General features: G+C 71.9%; 12 protein-coding genes. 4 read left to right on the top strand and 8 right to left on the bottom strand.

The features are described from left to right. On the bottom strand, positions 1-626 hold a 626-nt coding region (locus ABD329_RS42935), incomplete at its 3' end, for a glycosyltransferase family 39 protein (protein ID WP_344317878.1). 153 nt (positions 627-779) lie between these two features. Here ABD329_RS42935 and ABD329_RS42940 point away from each other — a divergent pair. Both ABD329_RS42940 and ABD329_RS42945 read left to right on the top strand, forming a co-directional pair. Then, positions 780-3,044, top strand: a complete 2,265-nt coding sequence (locus tag ABD329_RS42940; protein ID WP_246619163.1) for a hypothetical protein — start codon at positions 780-782, stop codon at positions 3,042-3,044. Between the two features lie 184 nt (positions 3,045-3,228). Next, a complete protein-coding gene (locus ABD329_RS42945; protein WP_344317879.1) occupies positions 3,229-5,241 on the top strand; it encodes a glycosyltransferase in 2,013 nt (670 codons plus the stop codon). Positions 5,242-5,405: 164 nt separating this feature from the next. On the opposite strand, the gene ABD329_RS42950 is transcribed toward ABD329_RS42945, so the two are convergent. From ABD329_RS42950 to ABD329_RS42960, 3 genes are all read right to left on the bottom strand, one after another. Continuing rightward, complete coding sequence (locus tag ABD329_RS42950; protein WP_344317880.1) at positions 5,406-7,415, bottom strand: glycosyltransferase family 2 protein; 2,010 nt, start codon at positions 7,413-7,415, stop codon at positions 5,406-5,408. Between the two features lie 126 nt (positions 7,416-7,541). Beyond that, the gene (locus tag ABD329_RS42955; RefSeq protein WP_198279403.1) at positions 7,542-9,791 is read right to left on the bottom strand and encodes a bifunctional glycosyltransferase/CDP-glycerol:glycerophosphate glycerophosphotransferase; all 2,250 of its coding nucleotides are present in this window, start codon (positions 9,789-9,791) and stop codon (positions 7,542-7,544) included. A gap of 307 nt (positions 9,792-10,098) precedes the next feature. Further along, entirely contained in the window at positions 10,099-15,075 is a 4,977-nt protein-coding gene (locus ABD329_RS42960) for an NAD-glutamate dehydrogenase (RefSeq protein ID WP_198279402.1), read from the bottom strand. A gap of 454 nt (positions 15,076-15,529) precedes the next feature. Between ABD329_RS42960 and ABD329_RS42965 the strand changes: the two genes are divergently transcribed. Then, positions 15,530-16,096 (top strand): DJ-1/PfpI family protein, encoded by a 567-nt coding sequence (locus ABD329_RS42965; protein WP_344317882.1) that lies wholly within the window; start codon positions 15,530-15,532, stop codon positions 16,094-16,096. A gap of 223 nt (positions 16,097-16,319) precedes the next feature. On the opposite strand, the gene ABD329_RS42970 is transcribed toward ABD329_RS42965, so the two are convergent. The 3 genes from ABD329_RS42970 to ABD329_RS42980 form a co-directional block, all read right to left on the bottom strand. Then, a complete protein-coding gene (locus ABD329_RS42970; RefSeq protein WP_198282244.1) occupies positions 16,320-16,988 on the bottom strand; it encodes an HAD family hydrolase in 669 nt (222 codons plus the stop codon). 35 nt (positions 16,989-17,023) lie between these two features. Next, positions 17,024-17,530 carry a DUF6912 family protein gene (locus ABD329_RS42975; protein WP_037954742.1) on the bottom strand — a complete coding sequence of 169 codons (507 nt, stop codon included), beginning with the start codon at positions 17,528-17,530 and terminating at the stop codon, positions 17,024-17,026. 272 nt (positions 17,531-17,802) lie between these two features. After that, positions 17,803-18,645 carry a hypothetical protein gene (locus tag ABD329_RS42980; protein ID WP_344317884.1) on the bottom strand — a complete coding sequence of 281 codons (843 nt, stop codon included), beginning with the start codon at positions 18,643-18,645 and terminating at the stop codon, positions 17,803-17,805. Between ABD329_RS42980 and ABD329_RS42985 the strand changes: the two genes are divergently transcribed. Beyond that, complete coding sequence (locus ABD329_RS42985) at positions 18,620-19,075, top strand: Rv3235 family protein (RefSeq protein WP_344317886.1); 456 nt, start codon at positions 18,620-18,622, stop codon at positions 19,073-19,075. The genes ABD329_RS42980 and ABD329_RS42985 overlap by 26 nt on opposite strands. 555 nt (positions 19,076-19,630) lie before the next feature. Here the strand turns inward: ABD329_RS42985 and secA are convergent. After that, positions 19,631-22,474, bottom strand: coding sequence for a preprotein translocase subunit SecA (gene secA, locus ABD329_RS42990; RefSeq protein WP_198278049.1), 2,844 nt, complete (start codon positions 22,472-22,474; stop codon positions 19,631-19,633). Between the last annotated feature and the right edge of the window lie 64 nt (positions 22,475-22,538).

The raw sequence follows: 22,538 nt of genomic DNA on the forward strand, positions 1-22,538 counted from the left end.
GGCCCGGGCCGGTCCGCCCGGCCGCCCGCTGGGCTGGTCGCCCGGCGGGCGGCCGGGCTGGTCGCCCGACTGGTCGCTGGGCTGGTCGCCCGACCGGCCGCTGAGTCGGCCGTCCGGCTGCCCGCCCTACTGGCTGCCCGGCCGGCCGAACCACTACCCGCCCATCCGCTCCCTCGCCTCGTCCCCGGCGCCAGCCCCGCCGCGCCCACCAGCAGGTACGTCGCCCCCGCCGCGCACGCCGCGACCAGGGCGTAGGAGCGGCCCTCCTGGGCGTAGTGGGTGACCACGGGCGTGGTCGCGTAGAGCAGACCGGCCCACAGGCCCACCCGGGGGCGGGCGAGGCGGCAGCCCAGGGCGGCGACGAGGGCGGTGGCGGCCACGGCGGCGAGCACCGAGGGCAGACGCATGGTCACCTCGGACGGCCGCAGCGCCAGGACCGGGTGCAGCAGCAGGTAGTAGAGCCCGTGGACGGCGTCCACCGTGCCGAGCGCGTCGCGGATCTGAGGGAGGGTCCGCCGGGCCATCTGGTACGTCGCGGACTCATCGCGCCACATCGTGCCCCGGTCCAACCCCCACAGCCCCAGCCCGAGCATGACGGCCATCGGGACCACGATCGCCGTCGGCATGGAGATCCCGCCGCGCTTTCGCACGCTCAGCCTCGCCCTCACCTCACCTCACCCACTCGCCCATCCACTCCACACGACAACAAAAGGCATAAATACGACTATTCACCTACAGTGTGCGTCAGAACGACTTATCCGCCGCGAAGGGCACGCGCCATGAACCGCCTCGGTATCGAAAGCCCCCGCGGTCTCGTGGCCTTCGCCGCGCTGACCGGGTGTCTGGTGACCATGGCGGTGGCGGCGCTCACCGGGGCCGGAGGGGTCTTCGCGGCCGCCGGGCTGGCCGGGTGCGGCTGCGAGCTGCTGCTGCACCGCACCGCGCCGGGGCTGATGGCCCGTCTGGGGCGGCTCCACATGGGTGCCACATCACGCTTCGAGTTCCGCTGCGTGCTGCTGCTCCTGCTGCTCGGCCGACTCCATGTCACCGGGCCCATCGGGCTGGCCGCGGCCATGACGCTGGTGCTGTGTCTGCTCGCCGGGCAGGCCCTGCACGCCGCGCTCACCACCCTCATCCGGCGGCGCCGCGCCCTCGCGGTCGCGGCCCGCAACATCGATCTGCGCCGACTGGACATCAGCGACCGGCCGCCCCGCAGACTCACCGAATGGCCCGGTCAGCGGATCCTGGTCTACGAGCTGTCCGCCCTGCTCGGGCTCACCGCGTCGCTGACGACCGGTGACGCCCGCTGGGTGGTGGCGGCGCTGACCCTCGCCGCCGGGTCCTCCCTGATCACGGTGGTGGCGCTCGTTCCGTACCTGGTCCGGGCCGCCCGCCGGCTGCCCGGCGCCGCCGAGGTGCTGGCCGAGGTGGACGCCTGGCTGATCCGCCACCGCCCCCGCACGGTGCTCTACTTCTCCGGCCCGCGCGACCGCGCCGACCAGGTCGCCCGCTGGCTTGGGCCCGTGGCCGCGCTGCCCACCCCGTCCCTGGTCATCCTGCGCGAACGGGAGCTGCTTGAGGCCCTGGAGCCGACCCCGCTGCCGGTGCTGTGCGTGCCGAGCGCCGCCCATCTGTCGCAGCTGGACCTGAGTGGGGTGCGGGTCGCGCTCTACCCCGCCAACACCGGCCGGAACATCCACCTCCTGCGGATCCCCACCATGCAGCATGTCTTCCTGGCCCCCGGCGACGGCGACGAGACCGCCGACGTCGATCCGTACAGCAAGGTCTACGACCAGGTGTGGGTCGCGGGCGAGGCGGGGCGCCGCCGCTATGTGCGGGCCGCGGTCGGCGTCGAGGAGGCCGACATCGTGGAGATCGGCCGTCCGCAGCTCGACGGCCTGCGCGTCGCGGGAGCCTGCCATGCCCCCGCGCCAACGCAAACGCCCACGCAAACGCCCACGCAAACGCCCACGCCCCTGCCCACCGTGCTGTACGCGCCCACCCGTGACCTGACGGCGGGTGAGCCGATCGTACGAGCGCTGCTGGAGAGCGAACCCCCGGTCCGGGTGCTCTACCGGCCGCATCCGCCCAGCGGCCACCGCTCCCCCGAGGACCACGCCGCCCACCGCCGTATCGTCGCCCTGATCCAGGCCGCGAACGAGCAGCGCACCGCGGCGGCCCTCGCGGCGAACGCCCCCGACAACGGCACCTTCGCCGCCGACGCCCTCAGCGCGGACGCCCTCGCCGCCGAAGCCCTCGGCGGGGACGCCGTGGCCCCGGACGGCATCGGCGAGGAGCCCGACCACGCCCGGGCCCCGCACACCGGCGCCTCGCACACCGACGCCCCGCACACCGACGCCACCCGCACCGACGCCACCCGCACCGACACCCCGCACACCGAGGCGCTGCGCGCCGAAGCAGCCCGCCACCGCGCCGAGTTGACCAAACGCATCGCCGCGCTCGACGCCCGCCTGCGCCGGGCGGACGCCGACGAGGCCATGCTCACCAGAGACCGCGCCGCACCCGATCCGGCCCTGCTCACCGAGGCCGAGGGGCTGCGCCGGGAGTGGCACCAGGCCCACTGGGCGGCCTCACCGCCCTGGCTCCACCAGGTGATCGAGGGGGACGCCCCCACCCTCCACTCCTGCTTCGACCAGGCCGATCTGCTGATCGGCGACCCCTCCGACGTGGTCGGCGACTTCCTCGCCACCCTCAAGCCGTACGCCCTCACCGCCCCGGCGGGGCTCGGCGAGGAGGAGTTCCGGCGGCGACACGTCATGGCCAGGGCGGCCTATCCGCTCGGTCCCGGGGCATCAGCAATGCGGAACCTCCTGCGCCCGCTCTTCGACCCCTCCCTCGACGAGCTGTGCACCGCCCGCCGCGAGGTGAGGGAATTTCTCCTCGGCCCCGCCACACCACCGTCCATCCAGCGCTTCACCGACGCCGTCGACGCGCTCGCCGAGAAGGGAGAGGCGGTCGTCCGGCTGCGCGACCTCCACACGGCCTCGCCGCCCGGCGCCGGACGCTGGTCCATCACCCGGTAGCCAGATGTCCCCCATGTGCGTCACCCGATGACACGACACCCCACATCTACGTCACCCGGCGGCAGCACTTCCCACACCCGGACCTCACCCCAGGCCCTCACCATGAGCTTCCGCCCCCGGCCCCGCCCCCAGGAGCCCCCACTCTCACGCCTCCTGAGCCCCCCGCACACCTTCCGGAGCCAGCATGCCGCGCAATCACCGCCCCGGCCCGCCTCCCCGTGTCAGCGTGATCGTCCCCGCCCGTGACGCCATGCCCGGAATCACCCGGGCCGTCACCTCCGCCATGGAGCAGACCCTCGGGCTCAGCCGCCTCGACATCATCGCCGTCGACGACGGATCGGCCGACGGCACCGCGGAGGAGCTGGACCGGCTCGCCGCCGACTGCCCCTCGCTCCATGTGGTCCGCGACCCCCACCCCTGCCGCGGCGGCACCGGCGGCCCCCGCAACACCGGACTGGCCCGCGCCACCGGCGACTTCGTCTTCTTCCTGGACGCCGACGCCCGGCTCGCACCCGACGCGCTGCGCCGCATGGTCGCGATGGCCGACCAGAACGGCACCGACGTGGTCCTGGGCAAGATGGTCTCCCCGGACGGGCGCGGCGTCCCCAAGGCGGTCTTCCGCCACAACCAGCTGCGCACCGATATCCACAGCTCCCACGCCTACGCCAGCCTCGAGCCGTGCAAGCTCTTCCGCCGCTCCCTGATCGAGCGGCTGCGGCTGCGCTTCCCCGCCCACCTCCGTCACGGCGAGGGCAAGCCCTTCACCGCGGCCGCCTACCTCAACGCCTCCGGGATCTCCGTCGTCGCCGATTACGACTGCTACCACCTGGGCCCGAACCCGGGCCGTGCCGCCCCCGGTCTCGCCGAGCGCGTCGAGGCCATGCGACCGCTGTTCGAGACCGCCGCCCGGCACACCCGGTCCGGCGCCCGCCGCGACGCGGTGATGCGCCACCACATCCGGCGCGAGCTGTGCCCGGCCCTGCGCGCGCTGCCGCGCGAGGACGAGACCGAGGTGCGCGAGCGGTTCCTGCCCGAACTGCGCCGCTGGGCCCTGGCCCACTGCTCCGACGCGCTCTTCCCCACCCTCACCGCGCCCGAGCGGCTGATGGTCCATCTGCTGCGCACCGGCCGCTTCGAGGATCTGCTGTCCGTGGTGCGCAACGCCAGGCGGGACGCCCGGTGCGGCCACCTGGTGGAGAAGGGCAGCGTCTACTGGCTGCACCCCTTCTTCCGCGACCCCGACGCCGAGGTCCCCGACGCCTGCTTCGACGTGACCGACCGGCTACCGGTCCGGCACCACCTCGAGGGCGCCGGCTGGCACGGCCGCAGCACCCTGCGGGTGCGCGGCCGGGCGGCCATCGACGGGTTGGCGGCCGACCCCGAGGAGGACCGCGCCGAGCTGGTGCTGCGCCGCCGTGAGGCGCGGGACGAGGTGCGGATCCCGGTGGACGCCGCGTCGGAGGACGACCCCGCGCGGTTCGAGGCGGACGTGGACATCGCCACCGCCGACGGCGGCACACCGCTGCGCCCCGGCGTCTGGGACGTCTTCCTCGACGTCCGCGCCCAGGGCATCAGCCGCACCGTCCGGTTCGGCGGCCGCCACGACGACCTGCTCGACATCGGCACCGCGCGCCGGGTGGTGGCCGCGGGGCCCGGGCTGCGCGCCCGGGTCACGCCGTACTTCACCAGCCCGTACCGCAATCTCTCGCTCGACATCGGCCCGGCTCCGCGCGGGGCGCCGTGCGAGGTGACGGAGGCCGTGTGGCACCCGTCGGACAAGGGCACCCTCGTCGTCGCCGGACGGCTGCTGCCGCCCGGCACCCCGGCGCGCGGCCGGGTGCTGCGGCTGCGCGCCGAGCACACCGACGGACGGGTCCATGACCATCCGGTGCGGTTCGCCGCGGGGCATCCGGCGGGCGCCTTCACCGCCCGGCTGCCGGTGCGGGACCTGGGCCGCGGCCGGTGGACGGTGACGCTGGCCGTCGTCACCCCCGGCGACGACCAGGGCCAGGGCCGTGCCGCGCCGCCCGCCGCGCCCGTGCCGCCGCCCGCCCGGCTGCCCGGTGCCCGCTGGGTGCGCCGCTGCCGCCCCTACTACGCCAAGCCGCTCATGGGGCGCGGCGAGGTGACCCTGGAGCTGCGGGTGGCCCCGGTCCGGCTGCTCGCCGCCGTACGCAACCGGCTGGGGCTGAACTGACCGACGCCTGCGGCGGGCTGTTCCCCTCCCCGCCCCTTCCCTCAACTGGGGCTCCGCCCCAGACCCCGCTCCTCAAACGCCGGAGAGGCTGAAAAGGGGCGTCCTGGGGTCCAGGGGCGGAGCCCCTGGTAGCGGGAAGGGGCGGGTAGGGGAATCTGCCACGCTCACCGCCCAAGCCGCCGCCGCACGCCCGTGACGACCTTGATCGGAGCCACCTCCAGGCCCAGGGCCCGCGTCGGGCCCAGGGCCACCGGCTTGGCGTAGTAGGGGCGGCAGCCGAAGCGGAGCCAGCGGGTGGCGGCCAGCCGGTCGAAGTACGGCACGATCGCGGTGCGGCGGGGCGCGTCCTCCCCGGGCCCTTCCATGACCAGCGTCAGCGTCCAGCTGCCCGGGCCCAGGCGGCCGATCGGCAGCTGGGCGGTGAAGACGTTCGCGGAGCCGCCCTGCTCACCGCGGACGGGCACCTCGTGCACCTCGCCCGTCCCCGTCTCGGCGCGCAGCCGCAGCACCCCGCCGTCCCGCACCGCCTCCTCGGTCAGCCGCCCGCCGACCAGCAGGGTGCCGCGGGTGCGCCAGATGGTCCTGAGCACCTGGCAGGGCGGGTCGAGGGGATGGGCGACCTCGCCGACGTCGAGCGAGAGATTGCCGTACGGGGTGAAGTACGGCACCACCGCCACCGGCCCCTGGGAGGTGGTGACGCGGCGCCGGGTGGGATGGGTGACCTCGCCGCCCTCGCGCCGGTTGCCGAACCGCACCGTACGGCTGACGCCCTGGGCGCGGACGTCCAGATAGATGTTCCACAGCCCCCGCTCCAGCGGGGCGCCGCCGTCCGCGGTGGCCGGGTCGATCTCGGCGGTGAAGCCCGCCATCTCGTAGCGCCGCCCCTCGCCCGGCAGCGGATGGGCGGACGGGCACGGCGTGGTGGGCAGCCGGACCTCGGGGCGGTCGGCCCGGTACTTGCGCAGCACGATCTCGGTGGCCGGGTCGAGGGAGTCCACGTCCTCGACGTACCCGTGTCCGGCCAGCCGCAGCACCCCGCCGTGCCAGTTCGCCGCCTCCAGGTGGTGCTGGACCGGCAGCCGGTCGGTGACGTCGAAGCAGATGTCGGGGACGGCGGCGGTGTGGTCGCGGAAGAAGGGGTGGAGCCAGTAGACCCGGCCCTTGTCGACGAGATGGCCGCGCCGCTCGTCCCGTCCGGCGTTCCGGGCGACCGTCAGCACATCGTCGAACCGGTCGGCGCGCAGCAGATGGACCAGCAGCCGGTCGGGGGCGTCGAGCCGCTGGAACAGGGCGTCGGTCACCCAGGTGCTCGCCCAGTGCCGGAACTCGGGGAAGAACCGCTCCCGCGCGTCCCTTTCGCTCTCGCGGGGCAGCAGGGCGCGCAGCGGACCGCACAGCTCCCACTCCACATGGCGGCGCATGATCTGGTCCCGGCGCGGGCCCGGTTCCAGATAGCGGGCCACGGTCTCGAAGCACAGCCGGGTGCCGTCCATGCGGTGGGCGAGGCCGGCGGCGGTGAGGGTGAGGTTGGTGCGGTTCTCGCGGTAGCGGACGTAGTAGCAGTCGTAGTCGGCGACCACCGAGATGCCGGAGGCGTTGAGGTAGGCGGCCGCGGTGAACGGCTTGTCCTCGCAGTTGCGGTAGGGCGGGAAGCGCAGTCCCAGCCGCTCGATGAGGGAGCGGCGGAACAGCTTCCACGGGCCCAGGGTCAGATAGGCGTGGGACGAGAAGATGTCCGTACGGGGCTGATTGCGCTGGAAGACGGCGCGCGGCACGGCCCGTCCGCCCACGGAGGCGATCTTGCCGAGGACGATGTCGGTGCCGTGGGCGTCGGCCATGGCGACCATGCGGCGCAGCGCGTCCGGGCCCAGATAGTCGTCGGAGTCGAGGAAGAAGACGAAGTCGCCCCGGGCGTGGTCGAGGCCGGTGTTGCGGGGGACGCCCGCGCAGCCGGAGTTCTCCTGGTGGACGACGTGGAGCGCGGGGCAGGTGCGGGCGAGTCGCTCCAGCTCCTCGCCGGTGCCGTCGGTCGAACCGTCGTCCACCGCGATGATCTCGACCCGGTCCTGGCCGAGGGTCTGGTCCATCGCGGAGGTGACGGCCCGGGTCAGCTCCGGCAGGGCGTTGTAGGCGGGGATGATCACACTGACACGAGGTCGGGACAGAGCGGGCATGACGGGCTCCTGACTCCGGGCTCTCGGCGGATCGGGGTCGGGTCACTCGGCGGACCGGGCTGCTCGGGGGGCATGTGGCGGACCGCCGGACCATGCGGCGGATCGCCGGACCATGCGGCGGATCGGTCACTCGGCGGTGAGGACGCCGCCGCGCGGCCCCGCCGGGGCGCTGCCCGCCAGGGGCCGCGTCCGTGGCGCGGGGGCGAGCGGGAGCGCGAGGTCCTGGCCCAGCATCAGGGCCCGCACCACCCGCTCGGCCGCTCGGCCGTCGTCGAACCGGCAGAAGCGGGCCCGGAAGGCGGTGCGCAGCGCGGTCGCGTCCGCGTCGCACCAGCGGCCCTCGCGGAAGACCTCGACCAGCTCCCGCTCGGTGCGGGCGACGGCCCCCGGGGTCTCGCCGGGGGACCCCGACAGCAGGTCGAAGTAGACACCGCGGGAGGAGCGGTAGATGTCCCAGTCGTCGGCGTAGATCACGACGGGACGGTCCAGCAGGGCATAGTCGAACATCATCGACGAGTAGTCGGTGATCAGCGCGTCGGCCGCCAGGCACAGCTCCTCCACCGACCGGTGGCGCGAGACGTCGATCACCGACCCGGCCTCCTGGAGCCGGGCCAGATCGTCGTCCGGCCGGTAGGAGTAGTGGGCCCGCACCAACAGCGTGGTCTCCCGGCCGAGTTCACGGCTGAGCCGCTCCAGGTCCAGCCGGGGTGTGAACCCCTTCTGGTAGTCGCGGAGGGTGGGCGCGTAGAGGAGGGCGGTGTTCCCGGCCGGGATTCCCAACTCCTCGCGGATTCGCCGGATATCCCCCTCGGTCGCGGTGAAGAAGACGTCATTGCGCGGATATCCGTACTCCAGCAGCTGGTAAGCGGCGGGGTAGACGCGCTCCCAGATCTGGCTGGAGTGCGGATTGGAGGAGAGGGCGAAGTCCCAGCGGTCGATGCGCCTGAGCAGATTTCCGAAGCTCATCCCGCCCGCGGCGGCGGGATAGCGCTGCTGGTCCAGGCCCATGCATTTGAGCGGGGTGCCGTGGAAGGTCTGAAGATGCACCGTGCCCGGCCGCTTCACCACCTCATTGGGGAAGTTGACATTGTTGATGAGGTATTTCGCGCGGGCCACCGTGCGGTAGAAGTCGCGGGTGCCGGTGACGACGTAGTCGACGCCTTCCGGAAGCGTCTCGATCTCCGACTTCTTGACCGCCCACACCCCGTGGATCTCCGGCGCCAGCTCCCGCGCCCTGTGGTAGATCGCCCCCGGATTGCACAGCACCCCTCGGCCCCAGTACGCGGAGTAGACGGCCAGCTGGGGGTCGACCGGGCGCTGCCGGTGCAGCCGGTACAGGCCCTGCTTGGCGCGCGCCGCCAGCGGCGGCCGGACGGTACGGCGCAGCTTGCGGGCCCCGGCGGCGGCTCGTACGGCCAGCTCGTGCTCGCGGTAGCGGAGGAAGGAGCCGGACGCCAGCGCCTCGAAGCGCCAACGGCCCTCGACCGGCGGGGTGAACCCGGCTGGGAGATGGGCGCGGTACCACTCGGCGGCCCGGGCGAAGAAACGCGGCCGGTCCGCCGCCGCCACCCGGGAGGTCCGGTCCAGGCAGAACAGGAAATGCGATACGGCCCGCTCGAAGAGCAGCGGGCGCAGCGGATCCAGATGCGGCCGGTCGTCGAGGAAGTCGAAGAGCCGGGCGTACTGCTGGAAGATGATGAAGTGCTTCTCGCCGGGGCTTGCCGTGCTGGCCCCGACCCGCCGCTGCCGGTATTCCAGGCCCACCAGGTCCACACAGGCTATTCGGCGCGCGGTGAGCATCGTCTTGTACGAGAGCAGGGCGTCCTCGTAGATGCCCTCGCTGAACGCGAAGCCATGGCGGGTGTAGAAATCCCGGTGGTAGACGCGATTGGACGACATCGCGAACAGCCGCAGGAATTCCGGGCGTTCGACGGCGGAGAAGACATCGGTGCCCGCCGAGGCCAGCAGTTCCCCGAAGAGGCTGGGGGCCCGGCGCTCCGACCAGTAGGTGCGGACGTGGTTGAAGTAGAGGATCTCCGGGTCATGGGTGAGGGCGAGCCGGTCGGCGAGGCCCTGGAGGGTGCCCGGGGCGAGGGTGTCATCGCCGTCCAGGAAGAGCAGATAGTCCCCGCTCGCCCGCTCCACCCCGGCGTTACGGGCCCGGCCGGGGCCGGAGTTGACCCGCTGGTGCACGGGCACGACCCGGCTGTCGCGCGCCGCGTACGCGTCGATGATCGCGCCGCAGTGGTCCGGTGAGCGGTCGTCCACGGCGACCACCTCGAGGTCGGGATACGACTGCGTCAGCACGGAGTCCAGGCAGGCGCTCAGATAGCCCTGGACGCGATAGGCGGCGATGACGATGGTGAAGCGGGGCATGGGGCTCCTCGGGACGCGGTGGCGGTTCGAGGCGCGAAGCACTCACTGACCACCCACGCTAGGTGGGTTCGTCCCGGTATGCCCGCTCGGTCGTTGGAGGGTCGCCCAAGCGGGTGACAAACGCCCCCGGCGGACATGAAGTCCACCGGGGGCGCCACACCCTCCTCCCACAGCTTCCCCTCCACGTTGGCGCGGCACCGCGCTTCGCGGATGCATCGCCCATGCGTCGCCGCAGGGCCATGGCCCGGACGCACCGCGCCGCCCGGGGCGCGGGCCCCGGGCGGCGCGGTGTCGGCTCAGCGGAGAGTCAGCTGTGGGTGCGCAGCAGCGTCCGCATCGTGCGCATCGCGACCGACAGATTGGCCAGGTCGAAGGTCTCCGACGACTGGATCTCATCGAGCGTGGTGCGGGCCCGCTGGAGGATCGCGGCGTTCTTCTCCTCCCACGCCTTGAAGCGCTGCTCGGGCGTGAAGCCGCCGTTGCCCACCGACAGCACATCGGCGGTCAGGGCGGCCTGGGCCGCGTACAGGTCCTCGCGGATGGAGACCCGGGCCATGGACTGCCACCGGTCCGCGCGCGGCAGCTCGATGATCCGGTCCATCAGCTGGCTGATCCGCAGCCGGTCGGCCAGGTCGTAGTAGACCTCGGCGACCGCCAGCGGGTCCTTGCCGGTGCGGTCCGCGATGGCCACGATGTCCAGCGTCGGGAAGGCCGAGGAGAAGCCCGCCACCCGGGTGGCCAGCTCCTCCGGGACATGCGCCCCGGTCAGGTCGTCGTAGATCCGCTGGTACCACTCGATGTCGGAGCCGCGCAGCAGCTTGGGCAGCTGCGCCCGGACCGTGCCGACCCGCTCGCCGAAGAAGTCGATCGTCTCGGCCAGCGCGAGCGGCTGCGGCCGGTTGTTCAGCAGCCAGCGGGTGCCGCGCTCGACCAGCCGGCGCGAATGCAGCCGCATCCGGGTCTGGATGTCGGCGTCGACGACCGTGTCCAGCGCCTCGACCTCGTCCCACACCTGGTTCAGCTCGAAGATCGCGCGGGCCGCGGTCTGGGCGCGCACGACCTCCTCGGTGGAGGCCCCGGTCTCCTCCCGCATCCGGTGCAGGAAGGTCGTACCGGCGGTGTTGACGGTGTCGTTGACCAGCACCGTGGTGATGATCTCGCGCCGCAGGGCGTGGCCGTCGATGTACTCGGGGAACCGCTGCCGCAGCGGCTGCGGGAAGTACGCGTGCAGCAGCCGCTGGAGGTACGGGTCGTCGGGCAGCCCGGTGGTGATCAGCTCATCGGCCACCGTGATCTTGACGTAGGCCAGCAGCACCGCCAGCTCGGGCTGGGTCAGACCGCGCCCGGCGGAGAGCCGCTCGCGGATCTGGCGGTCGGTGGGCAGGAACTCCAGCGCCCGGTCCAGCCGCCCCTCGCGGCCCAGGCGGCGCATCAGCCGCTGGTGGGCGTGGAGCAGGCTGGAGGACTGGACGACGGAGTTGGCCAGCGCCACGTTCTGCGCGTAGTTGTTGCGCAGCACCAGCGCGCCGACCTCGTCGGTCATCTCGGCGAGCAGCTTGTTGCGCTGCTTGAGGGTGAGATCGCCCTCGGTGACCAGGGCGTTGAGCAGGATCTTGATGTTCACCTCGTGGTCGGAGGTGTCCACACCCGCGCTGTTGTCGATCGCGTCGGTGTTGATCCGGCCGCCGCCTGCGGCGAACTCGATCCGGCCGAGCTGGGTCAGCCCCAGGTTGCCGCCCTCGCCGACGACCTTGACCCGCAGATCCTGGCCGTCCACCCGGATCGCGTCATTGGCCTTGTCGCCCACATCGCCGTGCGACTCGGTGGACGCCTTGACGTAGGTGCCGATGCCGCCGTTCCACAGCAGGTCCACCGGGGCCTTGAGGATCGTCTTCATCAGATCGGCCGGGGTCATCTTGACGACCCGCTTCTCGATCCCGAGCGCGGCCCGCACCTGCGGGGTGATCGGGATGGCCTTGGCCGACCGGGGGTGGATGCCGCCGCCCGCCGACAGCAGCTCGGCGTTGTAGTCCTCCCACGAGGAGCGCGGCAGCTCGAACAGGCGGCGGCGCTCGGCGTAGGAGGTGACCGCGTCCGGGTTCGGGTCCAGGAAGATGTGCCGGTGGTCGAAGGCGGCGATGAGCCGGATGTGCTCGCTCAGCAGCATCCCGTTGCCGAACACGTCACCGGACATGTCACCGACGCCCACGACCGTGAAGTCCTGGGTCTGGGTGTCATGGCCCAGCTCGCGGAAGTGGCGCTTGACCGACTCCCAGGCGCCACGGGCGGTGATGCCCATGCCCTTGTGGTCGTATCCGGCGGAGCCGCCGGAGGCGAAGGCGTCCCCGAGCCAGAAGCCGTACGCCTGCGCCACGTCGTTGGCGATGTCGGAGAAGGTCGCGGTGCCCTTGTCGGCGGCGACGACGAGATAGGTGTCGTCCCCGTCGTGGCGGACCACGTCCTTCGGCGGCTCGACCTGCCCGGCGACCATGTTGTCGGTGATGTCGAGCAGACCGGAGATGAAGGTCTTGTAGCAGTCGATGCCCTCGGCCATCCAGGCGTCGCGGTCCACGGACGGGTCCGGCAGCCGCTTGCCGACGAAGCCGCCCTTGGCGCCCACCGGCACGATGACGGTGTTCTTCACCATCTGCGCCTTGACCAGGCCGAGGATCTCGGTGCGGAAGTCCTCACGCCGGTCGGACCAGCGCAAGCCCCCGCGCGCGACCTTGCCGAACCGCAGGTGCACACCCTCGACCCGGGGCGAGTAGACCCAGATCTCGTACGCCGGGCGGGGCGCGGGCAGATCCGGCACGGCCTGCGGGTCCAGCTTGATCGACAGGTAGTCGTGCGGCTTGTCGTGGGCGTTCTTCTGGAAGTGGTTCGTCCGGAGAGTGGCCTTGATCAGGGTGAGGAACGAGCGGAGGATGCGGTCCTCGTCCAGCGAGGCCACCTGGTCCAGCGCCGCGTCCAGCTCCTCCAGCAGGGCGTCGGTGAGCTCCACGCCCGCCCGCTGCCGCTCCGGCGACATCCGGGCCTCGAAGAGGGAGACCAGCAGCCGGGTGGTGTGCACATTGTTGCGGAGGGTGTCCTCCATGTACGACTGGCTGAAGGTGGAACCGGCCTGCCGCAGGTACTTGGCGTAGGCCCGCAGCACCATCGCCTGCCGCCAGTCCAGACCCGCGCCCAGCACCAGCTGGTTGAAGTCGTCGCTCTCGGCCTGGCCGGTCCACACCGCGGCGAACGCGTTCTGGAAGCGCTCACGGGCGTCGTCGGCCAGGGCCTCGCCCTCGCGCAGCGGCAGCCGCAGCCCGAAGTCGTAGATCCAGGCGGTGGTCTTGTCCGAGCAGCGCAGCTCGTACGGGCGCTCGTCCACCACCTCGACGCCGAGGGTGTTGAGCACCGGGAGCACCGCGGACAGCGAGATCTGGGCCCCGGACCGGTAGATCTTGAAGCGGCGCTCGGCGTGGGCCGCGCCCACCGGCTCGTAGAGGCTGAGCGCGAAGTCCTTCTCCCCGTCCTGCAACCGCTCCAGGTGCTGGAGGTCGGCGACCGCGCCGCGCGGGGTGTGGTCCGCCTTGTAGCCCTCGGGGAAGGCGTGCTGGTAGCGGCGGAGCAGCTCGGCGGCGCGCTCCTCGCCGACCTCGGAGACCAGCGCGTCGGTGAAGCCGTCGGCCCAGGAGCGGGCGGCCTCGATCAGCCGGTTCTCGATCCGCTCCACATCGGAGTCGGTGAGGTCGGGCAGCTCGGTGCCGGGCTGGACGCGGACCACGAAGTGCAGCCGCGAGAGCACCGATTCGGTGTGCAGGGCGGTGAAGTCGACCGGCGGGCGGCCGCTCAGCTCCTCCAGCAGGATGTCGGTCAGCCGCAGCCGCACATCGGTGGTGAAACGATCACGCGGAAGGTAGACCAGCGCGGAGTAGTAGCGCCCGTACTCGTCCTGGCGCAGGAACATCCGCAGCCGCCGGCGCTCCTGGAGGTAGAGCACGCTGGTGGCGATCGAGCGGAGCTGGTCGACCGGGGTCTGGAACAGCTCGTCGCGCGGGTAGGTCTCCAGGATCTGCATCAGGTCGCGGCCGTCGTGGCTGTTGGCCGCGAAACCCGCGCCCGCGAGCACCTCGTCGACCTTGCGGCGGATCACCGGGACCCGGCGCACCGACTCGGTGTACGCGGCGGAGGAGAACAGCCCCAGGAAGCGGCGCTCGCCGATCACATTGCCCTCGGCGTCGAACTTCTTCACGCCGATGTAGTCCAGGTACGAGGGGCGGTGGACGGTGGCGCGGCTGTTCGCCTTGGTCAGCACCAGCAGCTTGCGCTCGCGCGCCTTGGCGCGGGCGTCGGCGGGCAGCCGGTTGAAGGCCTGGGACACCGGGGTGCCGGGGCCCGCGTGGGCGCTCTCGTCGGTGTCCTTGTGCTGCGGGTCGGAGCGGAGGATGCCGAGGCCGGTGCCGGGCACCGCGGTCAGCGCGTCCTCCTCGCCACCGGCCTCGGTGGGAACCCGCGTCAGCTCGTACTCGCGGAAGCCGATGAAGGTGAAGTGGTCGTCCGCGAGCCAGCGCAGCAGCTCACGGGCCTCCTCCACCTCCTCCTCGCGGACCTCGGCGGCCTTCGGCTCGTCCGGCAGGCCCTCGGCGATGCGCAGCGCGGAGTCGCGCATCTTCTCCCAGTCCTCGACGGCCTCGCGGACATCGGACAGGACGCGCAGCAGATCGGCGGTGATCTGCTTCAGATCGCCGCGGTCGGTCTCGCGGTCGGTCTCGACATGGATCCAGGACTCCACGACCGCGTCGTGCGGAAGCTTCTTCCGGTTCTTCCGGGCCGAGCCGTCCGGGGAGATGTCGAGCAGTTCGATCAGCTTGCCGGTGATGTCACGGCGCACGATCACCTGCGGGTGGATCACGACATGGATGCCGCGCCCCTGGCGGGTGAGCTCATTGGTGACCGAGTCGACCAGGAAGGGCATGTCGTCGGTGACCACCTCGACCACGGAGTGGCTGCACGTCCAGCCGTGCTCCTCGACGGTCGGGGTGTGCACCCGGACGTTCGCCGTGCCCTGCGGACGCACCTCGGCGAGCCGGTAGTGGGAGAGCGCCGCCCCGAAGACATCGACCGGGTCACGATCGGCGAGGTCCTCGGGAGGCGTGTGCAGGTAGTAGTGCTGGAGGTATGCGGTCAGGGTCTCCGGTCCTGGGCCCTGTACCGGTTGCCCCCCGGCAGGGCTGTTCTCAGCGACCCGGGCGGCCCGTTCGAGCAACTCGGCCTTGGCTTCGTCCAGCTTGGTCTGCATGTCCTCTGGCTCCTGTCGCGCGCCGTTGCGTGACATCGATGGCGGTGGCATGACGCCGCGACGCGAAAAATCCGGTCGTGAACGACGGTATGCCGGATCGGGAAATGGCCGGGGTGTACTCGGCCGTAAGTGACCAAGACCCCACGCGCCACGGGTCAGCGGCGGCTCGGGCCCGGGCCTGGTGGGGCGCCGGGCGCGGAGCGAGGGCCTCGTTGCCCTCACGGACTATCGCGCTGATCACGCAGTAAGGCTATCGCTCCTCCCCAGGGGGTCGTCATGAGCCGTTCGTGTACAAAACCGGGCCCTGAAGTTTGACGAAATGGACAGCGACCTGGAGGGGCGCACGCGCCGATGATGCGCCGCTCACGCACCCTTGGCAAAGCGTGGGCGCGGATGCACCGTGATCTGGACGGTGGTAAGCACGGTGGTAGGCGTGGACCTGGAGGTGCGTGGCATGGCTGCGAAGATCCTGCTGGTGACCGGCGACGCGGCCGAATCGCTGGAGGTGCTCTACCCGTACCAGCGGCTGCGCGAGGAGGGGTACGAGGTCCATATCGCGGCCCCGAGCCGCAAGACGCTGCGCCTGGTGGTCCATGACTTCGAGGAGGGCTTCGACACCTACACCGAGAAGCCGGGCTATACGATCCCCGCCGACCTGGCCTTTTCCGAGGTGGACCCCGGGCAGTACACCGCCCTGGTGATCCCGGGCGGCCGGGCCCCGGAGTATCTGCGGAACGACCCCGAGCTCCGCAAGATCTGCAAGGCGTTCTTCGACGCGGACAAGCCGGTGGCGCAGATCTGCCACGGCCCGCTGCTGACGGCGGCCGTCGGCGGCCTGAGCGGGCGGCGGGTCACCGCGTATCCGGCGCTGGAGCCGGACATGCAGGCGGCGGGGGCGGACTACCAGGACGCGGAGGTCGTGGTCGACGGCACGCTGATCTCGTCGCGGGCGTGGCCGGACCATCCGGCGTGGATGCGGGAGTTCCTGGCGGTGCTGCGGTCGAAGGCGCCGGTGGTGTGAGGGCGGCGCGGGCTGGGGGTCGGCCGGGGCTTGGGGTCGGCCGGGGGCTGGGGGTCGGCCGGGGGCTTGAGCCGGGCCCTCGGGTTTGGGCCGGGCCCTCGGGTTTGGGCCGCATGGGGGGCGTATTGGGGCGAGAGGGGGCGCATCCCGCGCGGTGAGCGCCCGAACGGGCTTCCGGCCGAGGCCACGACGGGCCCCTGCTCACGTGCTCACGTCATCCGGCTCACTCGTCGGCCATGCGCTCCGCCTCCCGTACGGCCTCCTCGAGCGTGTCCACGACCGGCGCCCCGGCCGCCTCCAGGCTGGCCCGGCTGTGCGAACCGCCCGTGTAGAGCACGGCCCGCGCCCCCACGTGCCGCGCGGCCACCGCGTCGTCCAGGGCGTCCCCGATCACCACCATCCGCTGCGGCGGCACCCCTTCGAGCGCGGCGATATGGCGCATCATCTGCTCGGCCTTGCCGGTGTTGCTCTGGCCCGTGCGGCCGTCCACCCGGACGAAAAGGCGCTCGATGCCATGCGTCCGCACCAGGGGGAGCAGATACTCATGCGGGGCCAGTGAGCACAACGACTGGGTGAGACCCGCCTCCTGCCACTCGGTGAGCAGCTGCCGGGCGCCGATCGCCAGCCCGGAGGTCTCGGCCAGCGCCCAGTAGTGCCGGTGGAACGCCTCGTCCATGACCGCCCACTCCTCGTCGCTGGGCAGCCGCCCCATCAGTCGCTCGTAGAAGCGGGGCACCGGGACGCAGTACAGGTCGCGATAGCGCTCAAGCGTGATCGGCGGCAGCCCGATCTCCTGGAACGAGGCGTTCGTCGCCGAGATCACGGCGTCGATGTCGTGGAGCAGCGTGCCGTTCCAGTCCCAGACGAGGTGCGTCACGTGGTTCTTCCCCATCCCACGACCGTACCCGGAGGGTCGGACAGCGGGTATCAATCGATCAGATTGGGGATCTCCTGGGTGGCGTACCAGAGCAGTTCGTGGTCCTCGGCGCCGTCCACGGTGAACTGCGCGTCGTCGTCACCGAGGTCGGCCGCGCCGAGCGCGTCGGCGGCCGCCGCGATGTCCCGCTCGGCGTCGTCGGCGTCCAGGTGGACCGCGGCCGCCTTAGCGAGCGGTATGGCCGCCTTGATCCGCACCTCACCCAGCGCGGACTGGTCCAGCCCACGGTCCGGATCGGCGACCGCCTGTCCGTCGGGCACGTCCACGGCCACCACGACCCGGCGGCGGGGCGCCCGGGGGTCGACGGCGAGCAGCCGCAGCGACGCCTGCGCGGCCCGGCTCAGCGCCGCGTACTCCAGCTCCTCGATGTCGTCGGACAGATACCACTCGCGGAGCGCCGGGGTGACCGCGTAGGCGGTGAGCGGCATCGGCCCCAATTGGCCCTCCTTGTACGCCTCGGCGAGACCGGAGAGGGTCAGGGGGACGTAGACGCGCATGGCTGCCGCTTTCATCAGAGACCAATAGGCCCCCAGCATACGATCGCCCGTGCCCTCGCCCGAGCCTTCCGCGAAGGGCCGCCGGTCCCCTTTCGGGGGACAGGGGCCGAAGGGGCCGTACGAAGACGAGACCGAGCCGCGCTCGAGCCGATGACCGGGGCCGACGATCCGCCGCATGCCCCGAATAGGTGAACCGCGGTGCGGGCGCGAAGGGGTTTCGGCGCTGATTGCGGAGGCCGAAAACCCGCCGGTAGAAGACTCTCCGACGAAAACTACCGCCCGGTATTCGACCGGGCCGGGGAGAACGGGGCGAGCGGTATGAGCGAGGGCGTCCGCGCGACGGATCGGACCACGAACCGGGCCACGGAGCGGAGCACGAACCGGGCCACAGACCGGAGCACGAACCGGGGCACGAACCGGGCCACGGCCGGGGAGGCCGTACGACGGCGCGGCGGCAGCGGGCCGGGGCGAAGCGGCCCACCCGGCCGCAAGGACCCGCGCCGCCCCCGCACCACCCCCACAACAGCGGCACCCCGCACAACGACCGCACCACCCACGACCACACCACCCCAGGCGATCCGCACAACAGCCGCACCGCCCACGACCACACCACCCCAGGCGATCCGCACAACGACCGCACCGCCCACGACCACACCACCCCAGGCGGCCCGCACAACGACCGCACCGCCCACGACCACACCACCCCAGCCGGCCCGCACAACGACCGCACCGCCCCAGGCGGCACGCACAACGACCGCACCGCCCCGGGCGGCACGCACAACAACCGCACCGCCCCGGGCGGCACGCACAACAACCGCACCGCCCCGGGCGGCACGCACAACGACCGCACCGCCCACGACCACACCACCCCGGGCGGCACGCACAACAACCGCACCGCCCCGGGCGGCACGCACAACGACCGCACCGCCCACGACCACACCACCCCAGGCGGCCCGCACAACGACCGCACGGCGCAGCGCGACAGCACGCACAACGACCGCACCGCCCACGACGACGGCCCCACGCAGCACCACACCCCCTGCCCCGACCGCGCCGCCCAGGACGGCCACGACAGGCGCGACGGCCACCATGGGCGCGACGGCCGCCTCGGGCATCACCGCACCGCCCGCCCCGGCGGCGCACCGCGCGCCCACCGCGTCCCGCGCCGCCGCCGTGTCGCGGTCCGCGGCGGCCGCCGCGGCGTGGCGGGAGCGGGATCGGCTGCCGCGCTACTGGTTCGCCAACCGGCTGGTGCTCACCCTCAGCGGTCAGCGCCCCGTCCACACGCTCCTCGGGCACGCCCTCCCCGCCGCCTACGACCAGCTGGTCGAGCTCGCCCCGCGCGCGCCGCTGCGTCCCTCCGGAGAGCGGGCCACAGCGCCCCTGGTGCGGCGTTGTGGCGAGTACCAGCCCAGGCACGGGGTGATCGAGGCGTTCGCCCGGATCGCCTCCGGAGACCGGCTCACAGCGCTCGCGTTCCGGCTCGAGCTCGGCGCCGACGCCCGCTGGCGCTGCGCCGCGATCGACCTCGGACCGCTCGCGTAGGCGGTGTCCGACGGATCTCGACGCCCGCGGCGGGTTGCTCCCCGGCCGGGGCTGCGACGCCAGAGGCACCTATGGGTCGTGGTGACCGGCGGGTCTTTCCCCACCCCCGCCCCTCCCCGCTACCAGAGGCTCCGCCCCTGGGCCCCGCTCCTCACACGCCGGAGGGGCCGGATTGGCTCCCCGCCCCCTTCCCGCAGCAGCGGTATGCGGCTCCACCGGAGCTCCCCACCCCCGCCGGGGTCCAGGGGCGGAGCCCCTGGTTACGGGAAGGGGCGGGGAGGGGAAAGCATCGCCATGCGGCTCCGCCGCGTCGTCCGCCGGACCCCCACAGGACCCGGGACGCCGGGGGCCGACACCGTGGGCCGGCCCGATCCACCAGACCCGCCGGGCGGCGGGCACAACGCGACGGCGCAACGCGACGGCGCAACGCGACGGCGCAACGCGACGGCGCAACGCGACGGCGCAACGCGACGGCGCAACGCGACGGCGCAACGCGACGGGCCGGGGTGCCGCGCTCCCGCGCGGCACCCCGGCCCGTTCACCCCAGCCCGGTCACTACTTCTTGCGGCGGCGGCCCTTCTGCGCCTTGCGCCGCTCCGCACGCGTCAGCCCGTCGGCCTCCGACCGCGGCGCCGGGGGCGTCTCGCCGTTGGGGAAGTCGCCCTCGACGACACCGCCCTCTCCGTCCACCGTCGGAGCGGAGAAGTGCAGCCGGTCCGGCCGCTGCGGGGCCTCCAGGCCCTTGGCGCGGATCTCGGGGCGGGCCGAGGAACCCGCGGACGGCGCGCCCGCCGGCACCGCGTCCTGCACGTCCTTCTCGAGCGCGACCTGCTCCTCCGCCGCCTCGACCGGGACCTCCTCGACCTGCTGCTCGACCTGGACCTCCAGGTTGAACAGATAGCCGACGGACTCCTCCTTGATGCCCTCCATCATGGCCTGGAACATGTCGAAGCCCTCGCGCTGGTACTCGACCAGCGGGTCCTTCTGGGCCATCGCGCGCAGCCCGATGCCCTCCTGGAGGTAGTCCATCTCGTAGAGGTGCTCGCGCCACTTGCGGTCCAGGACGGAGAGCACGACCCGCCGCTCCAGCTCACGCATGATCTCGGAGCCCAGCTGCTCCTCGCGCGCCTCGTACTGCTGGTGGATGTCGTCCTTGATGGACTCCTCGATGAACTCGGCGGTGATCCCGGCGCGGTCGCCTGCGTCCTCCTCCAGCTCCTCGATGGTCACGCTGACCGGGTAGAGCTGCTTGAAGGCGTTCCACAGCCGGTCCAGGTCCCACTCCTCGGCGAAGCCCTCGACCGTCTCCGCCCGCACATAGGCCTCGATGGTGTCGTTCATGAAGTGGCCGACCTGGTCCTGAAGGTCCTCGCCCTCCAGGACGCGGCGGCGCTCGCCGTAGATGACCTCGCGCTGGCGGTTGAGGACCTCGTCGTACTTCAGGACGTTCTTACGGGTCTCGAAGTTCTGCTGCTCGACCTGCGACTGGGCGGAGGCGATGGCCCGCGTGACCATCTTGTTCTCGATCGGGACGTCGTCCGGGACGTTCGCCATCGCCATGACGCGCTCGACCATCTGCGCCTTGAACAGCCGCATCAGGTCGTCACCGAGGGAGAGGTAGAAGCGGGACTCGCCGGGGTCGCCCTGACGGCCGGAGCGGCCGCGCAGCTGGTTGTCGATCCGGCGCGACTCATGGCGCTCGGTGCCCAGCACATACAGCCCGCCGAGCTCCTTGACCTCCTCGAACTCGGCCTTCACCGCGGCCTCGGCCTTCTCCAGGGCGGCGGGCAGCGCGGCGGCCCACTCCTCGGAGTGCTCCACCGGGTCCAGACCGCGCTGGCGCAGCTCGGCCTCGGCGAGGTCGTCGGGGTTGCCACCGAGCTTGATGTCGGTACCGCGGCCCGCCATGTTGGTGGCGACCGTCACGGCGCCCTTACGGCCGGCCTGGGCGACGATCGTCGCCTCCCGGTCGTGCTGCTTGGCGTTGAGCACCTCATGCGGCACCCCGCGCTTGGCGAGCTGCTGGGAGAGGTACTCGGACTTCTCCACGGAGGTCGTGCCGACCAGGACCGGCTGGCCCTTGGCGTGCTTCTCGACGATGTCCTCGACCACCGCGTCGAACTTCGCGACCTCGGTGCGGTAGATCAGGTCGGACTGGTCCAGCCGGGCGAGGGGGCGGTGGGTCGGGATCGGGACCACGCCGAGCTTGTAGATCTGGTGGAACTCGGCGGCCTCGGTCATCGCCGTACCGGTCATGCCGGAGAGCTTGTCGTAGAGGCGGAAGAAGTTCTGGAGGGTGATCGTGGCGAGCGTCTGGTTCTCGTCCTTGATCTCCACCCCCTCCTTCGCCTCGATGGCCTGGTGCATGCCCTCGTTGTAGCGGCGGCCCGCGAGGATACGGCCGGTGTGCTCGTCGACGATCATGACTTCGCCGTCCATGACGACGTAGTCCTTGTCGTTCTTGAACAGCTCCTTGGCCTTGATCGCGTTGTTGAGGTAGCCGACCAGCGGGGTGTTGACCGACTCGTAGAGGTTGTCGATCCCCAGCCAGTCCTCGACCTTGGTGACCCCGGACTCATGGATGCCGACGGTGCGCTTCTTCTCGTCGACCTCGTAGTCCCCGGTCTCCTCCACGCCCTTCTGCGGCTCGGCGGCCTGGCCCCGGGTGAGCCGGGTGACCAGCTTGGCGAAGTCGCCGTACCACTTGGTGGCCTGGTCGGCCGGGCCGGAGATGATCAGCGGCGTACGGGCCTCGTCCACCAGGATCGAGTCGACCTCGTCGACGATCGCATAGTTGTGGCCGCGCTGGACCAGCTCGTCCTTCGACCACGCCATGTTGTCGCGCAGGTAGTCGAAGCCGAATTCGTTGTTGGTGCCGTAGGTGATGTCGCACGCGTACTGCTCGCGGCGCTGCGCCGGGGTCATGTTGGCGAGGATGCAGCCGACCTCCAGGCCGAGGAACCGGTGCACCCGGCCCATCCACTCGGAGTCGCGCTCGGCCAGGTAGTCGTTGACCGTGATGAGGTGGACGCCCTTGCCCGACAGCGCGTTCAGATACGCCGGGAGGGTGCCGACCAGGGTCTTGCCCTCACCGGTCTTCATCTCGGCGACATACCCGAGGTGCAGCGCCGCGCCGCCCATCAGCTGGACGTCGTAGTGACGCTGTCCGAGCACCCGCTTGGCCGCCTCGCGCACCGTGGCGAACGCTTCGGGCATCAGGTCGTCGAGGGTCTCACCGTCGTCGTACCGCTGCTTGTACTCGTCGGTGAGGGCGCGCAGCTCGGCGTCGGAGAGGGACAGGAAGTCCTCTTCGATGGAATTGACCTGGTCCGCGATGCGGTGCAGCTTGCGCAGGATCTTTCCTTCGCCTGCACGCATGAGCTTGTTGAGGACGGACACGTAGGCTGGCTCCTTGCCGGTCGGGCCTGGCACGGTCGGGGTGCGCTGGCGCGGCATTGTCAAG

The sequence above is a fragment of the Streptomyces javensis genome (genome assembly GCF_039525925.1).
Lineage (GTDB): Bacteria > Actinomycetota > Actinomycetes > Streptomycetales > Streptomycetaceae > Streptomyces > Streptomyces asiaticus.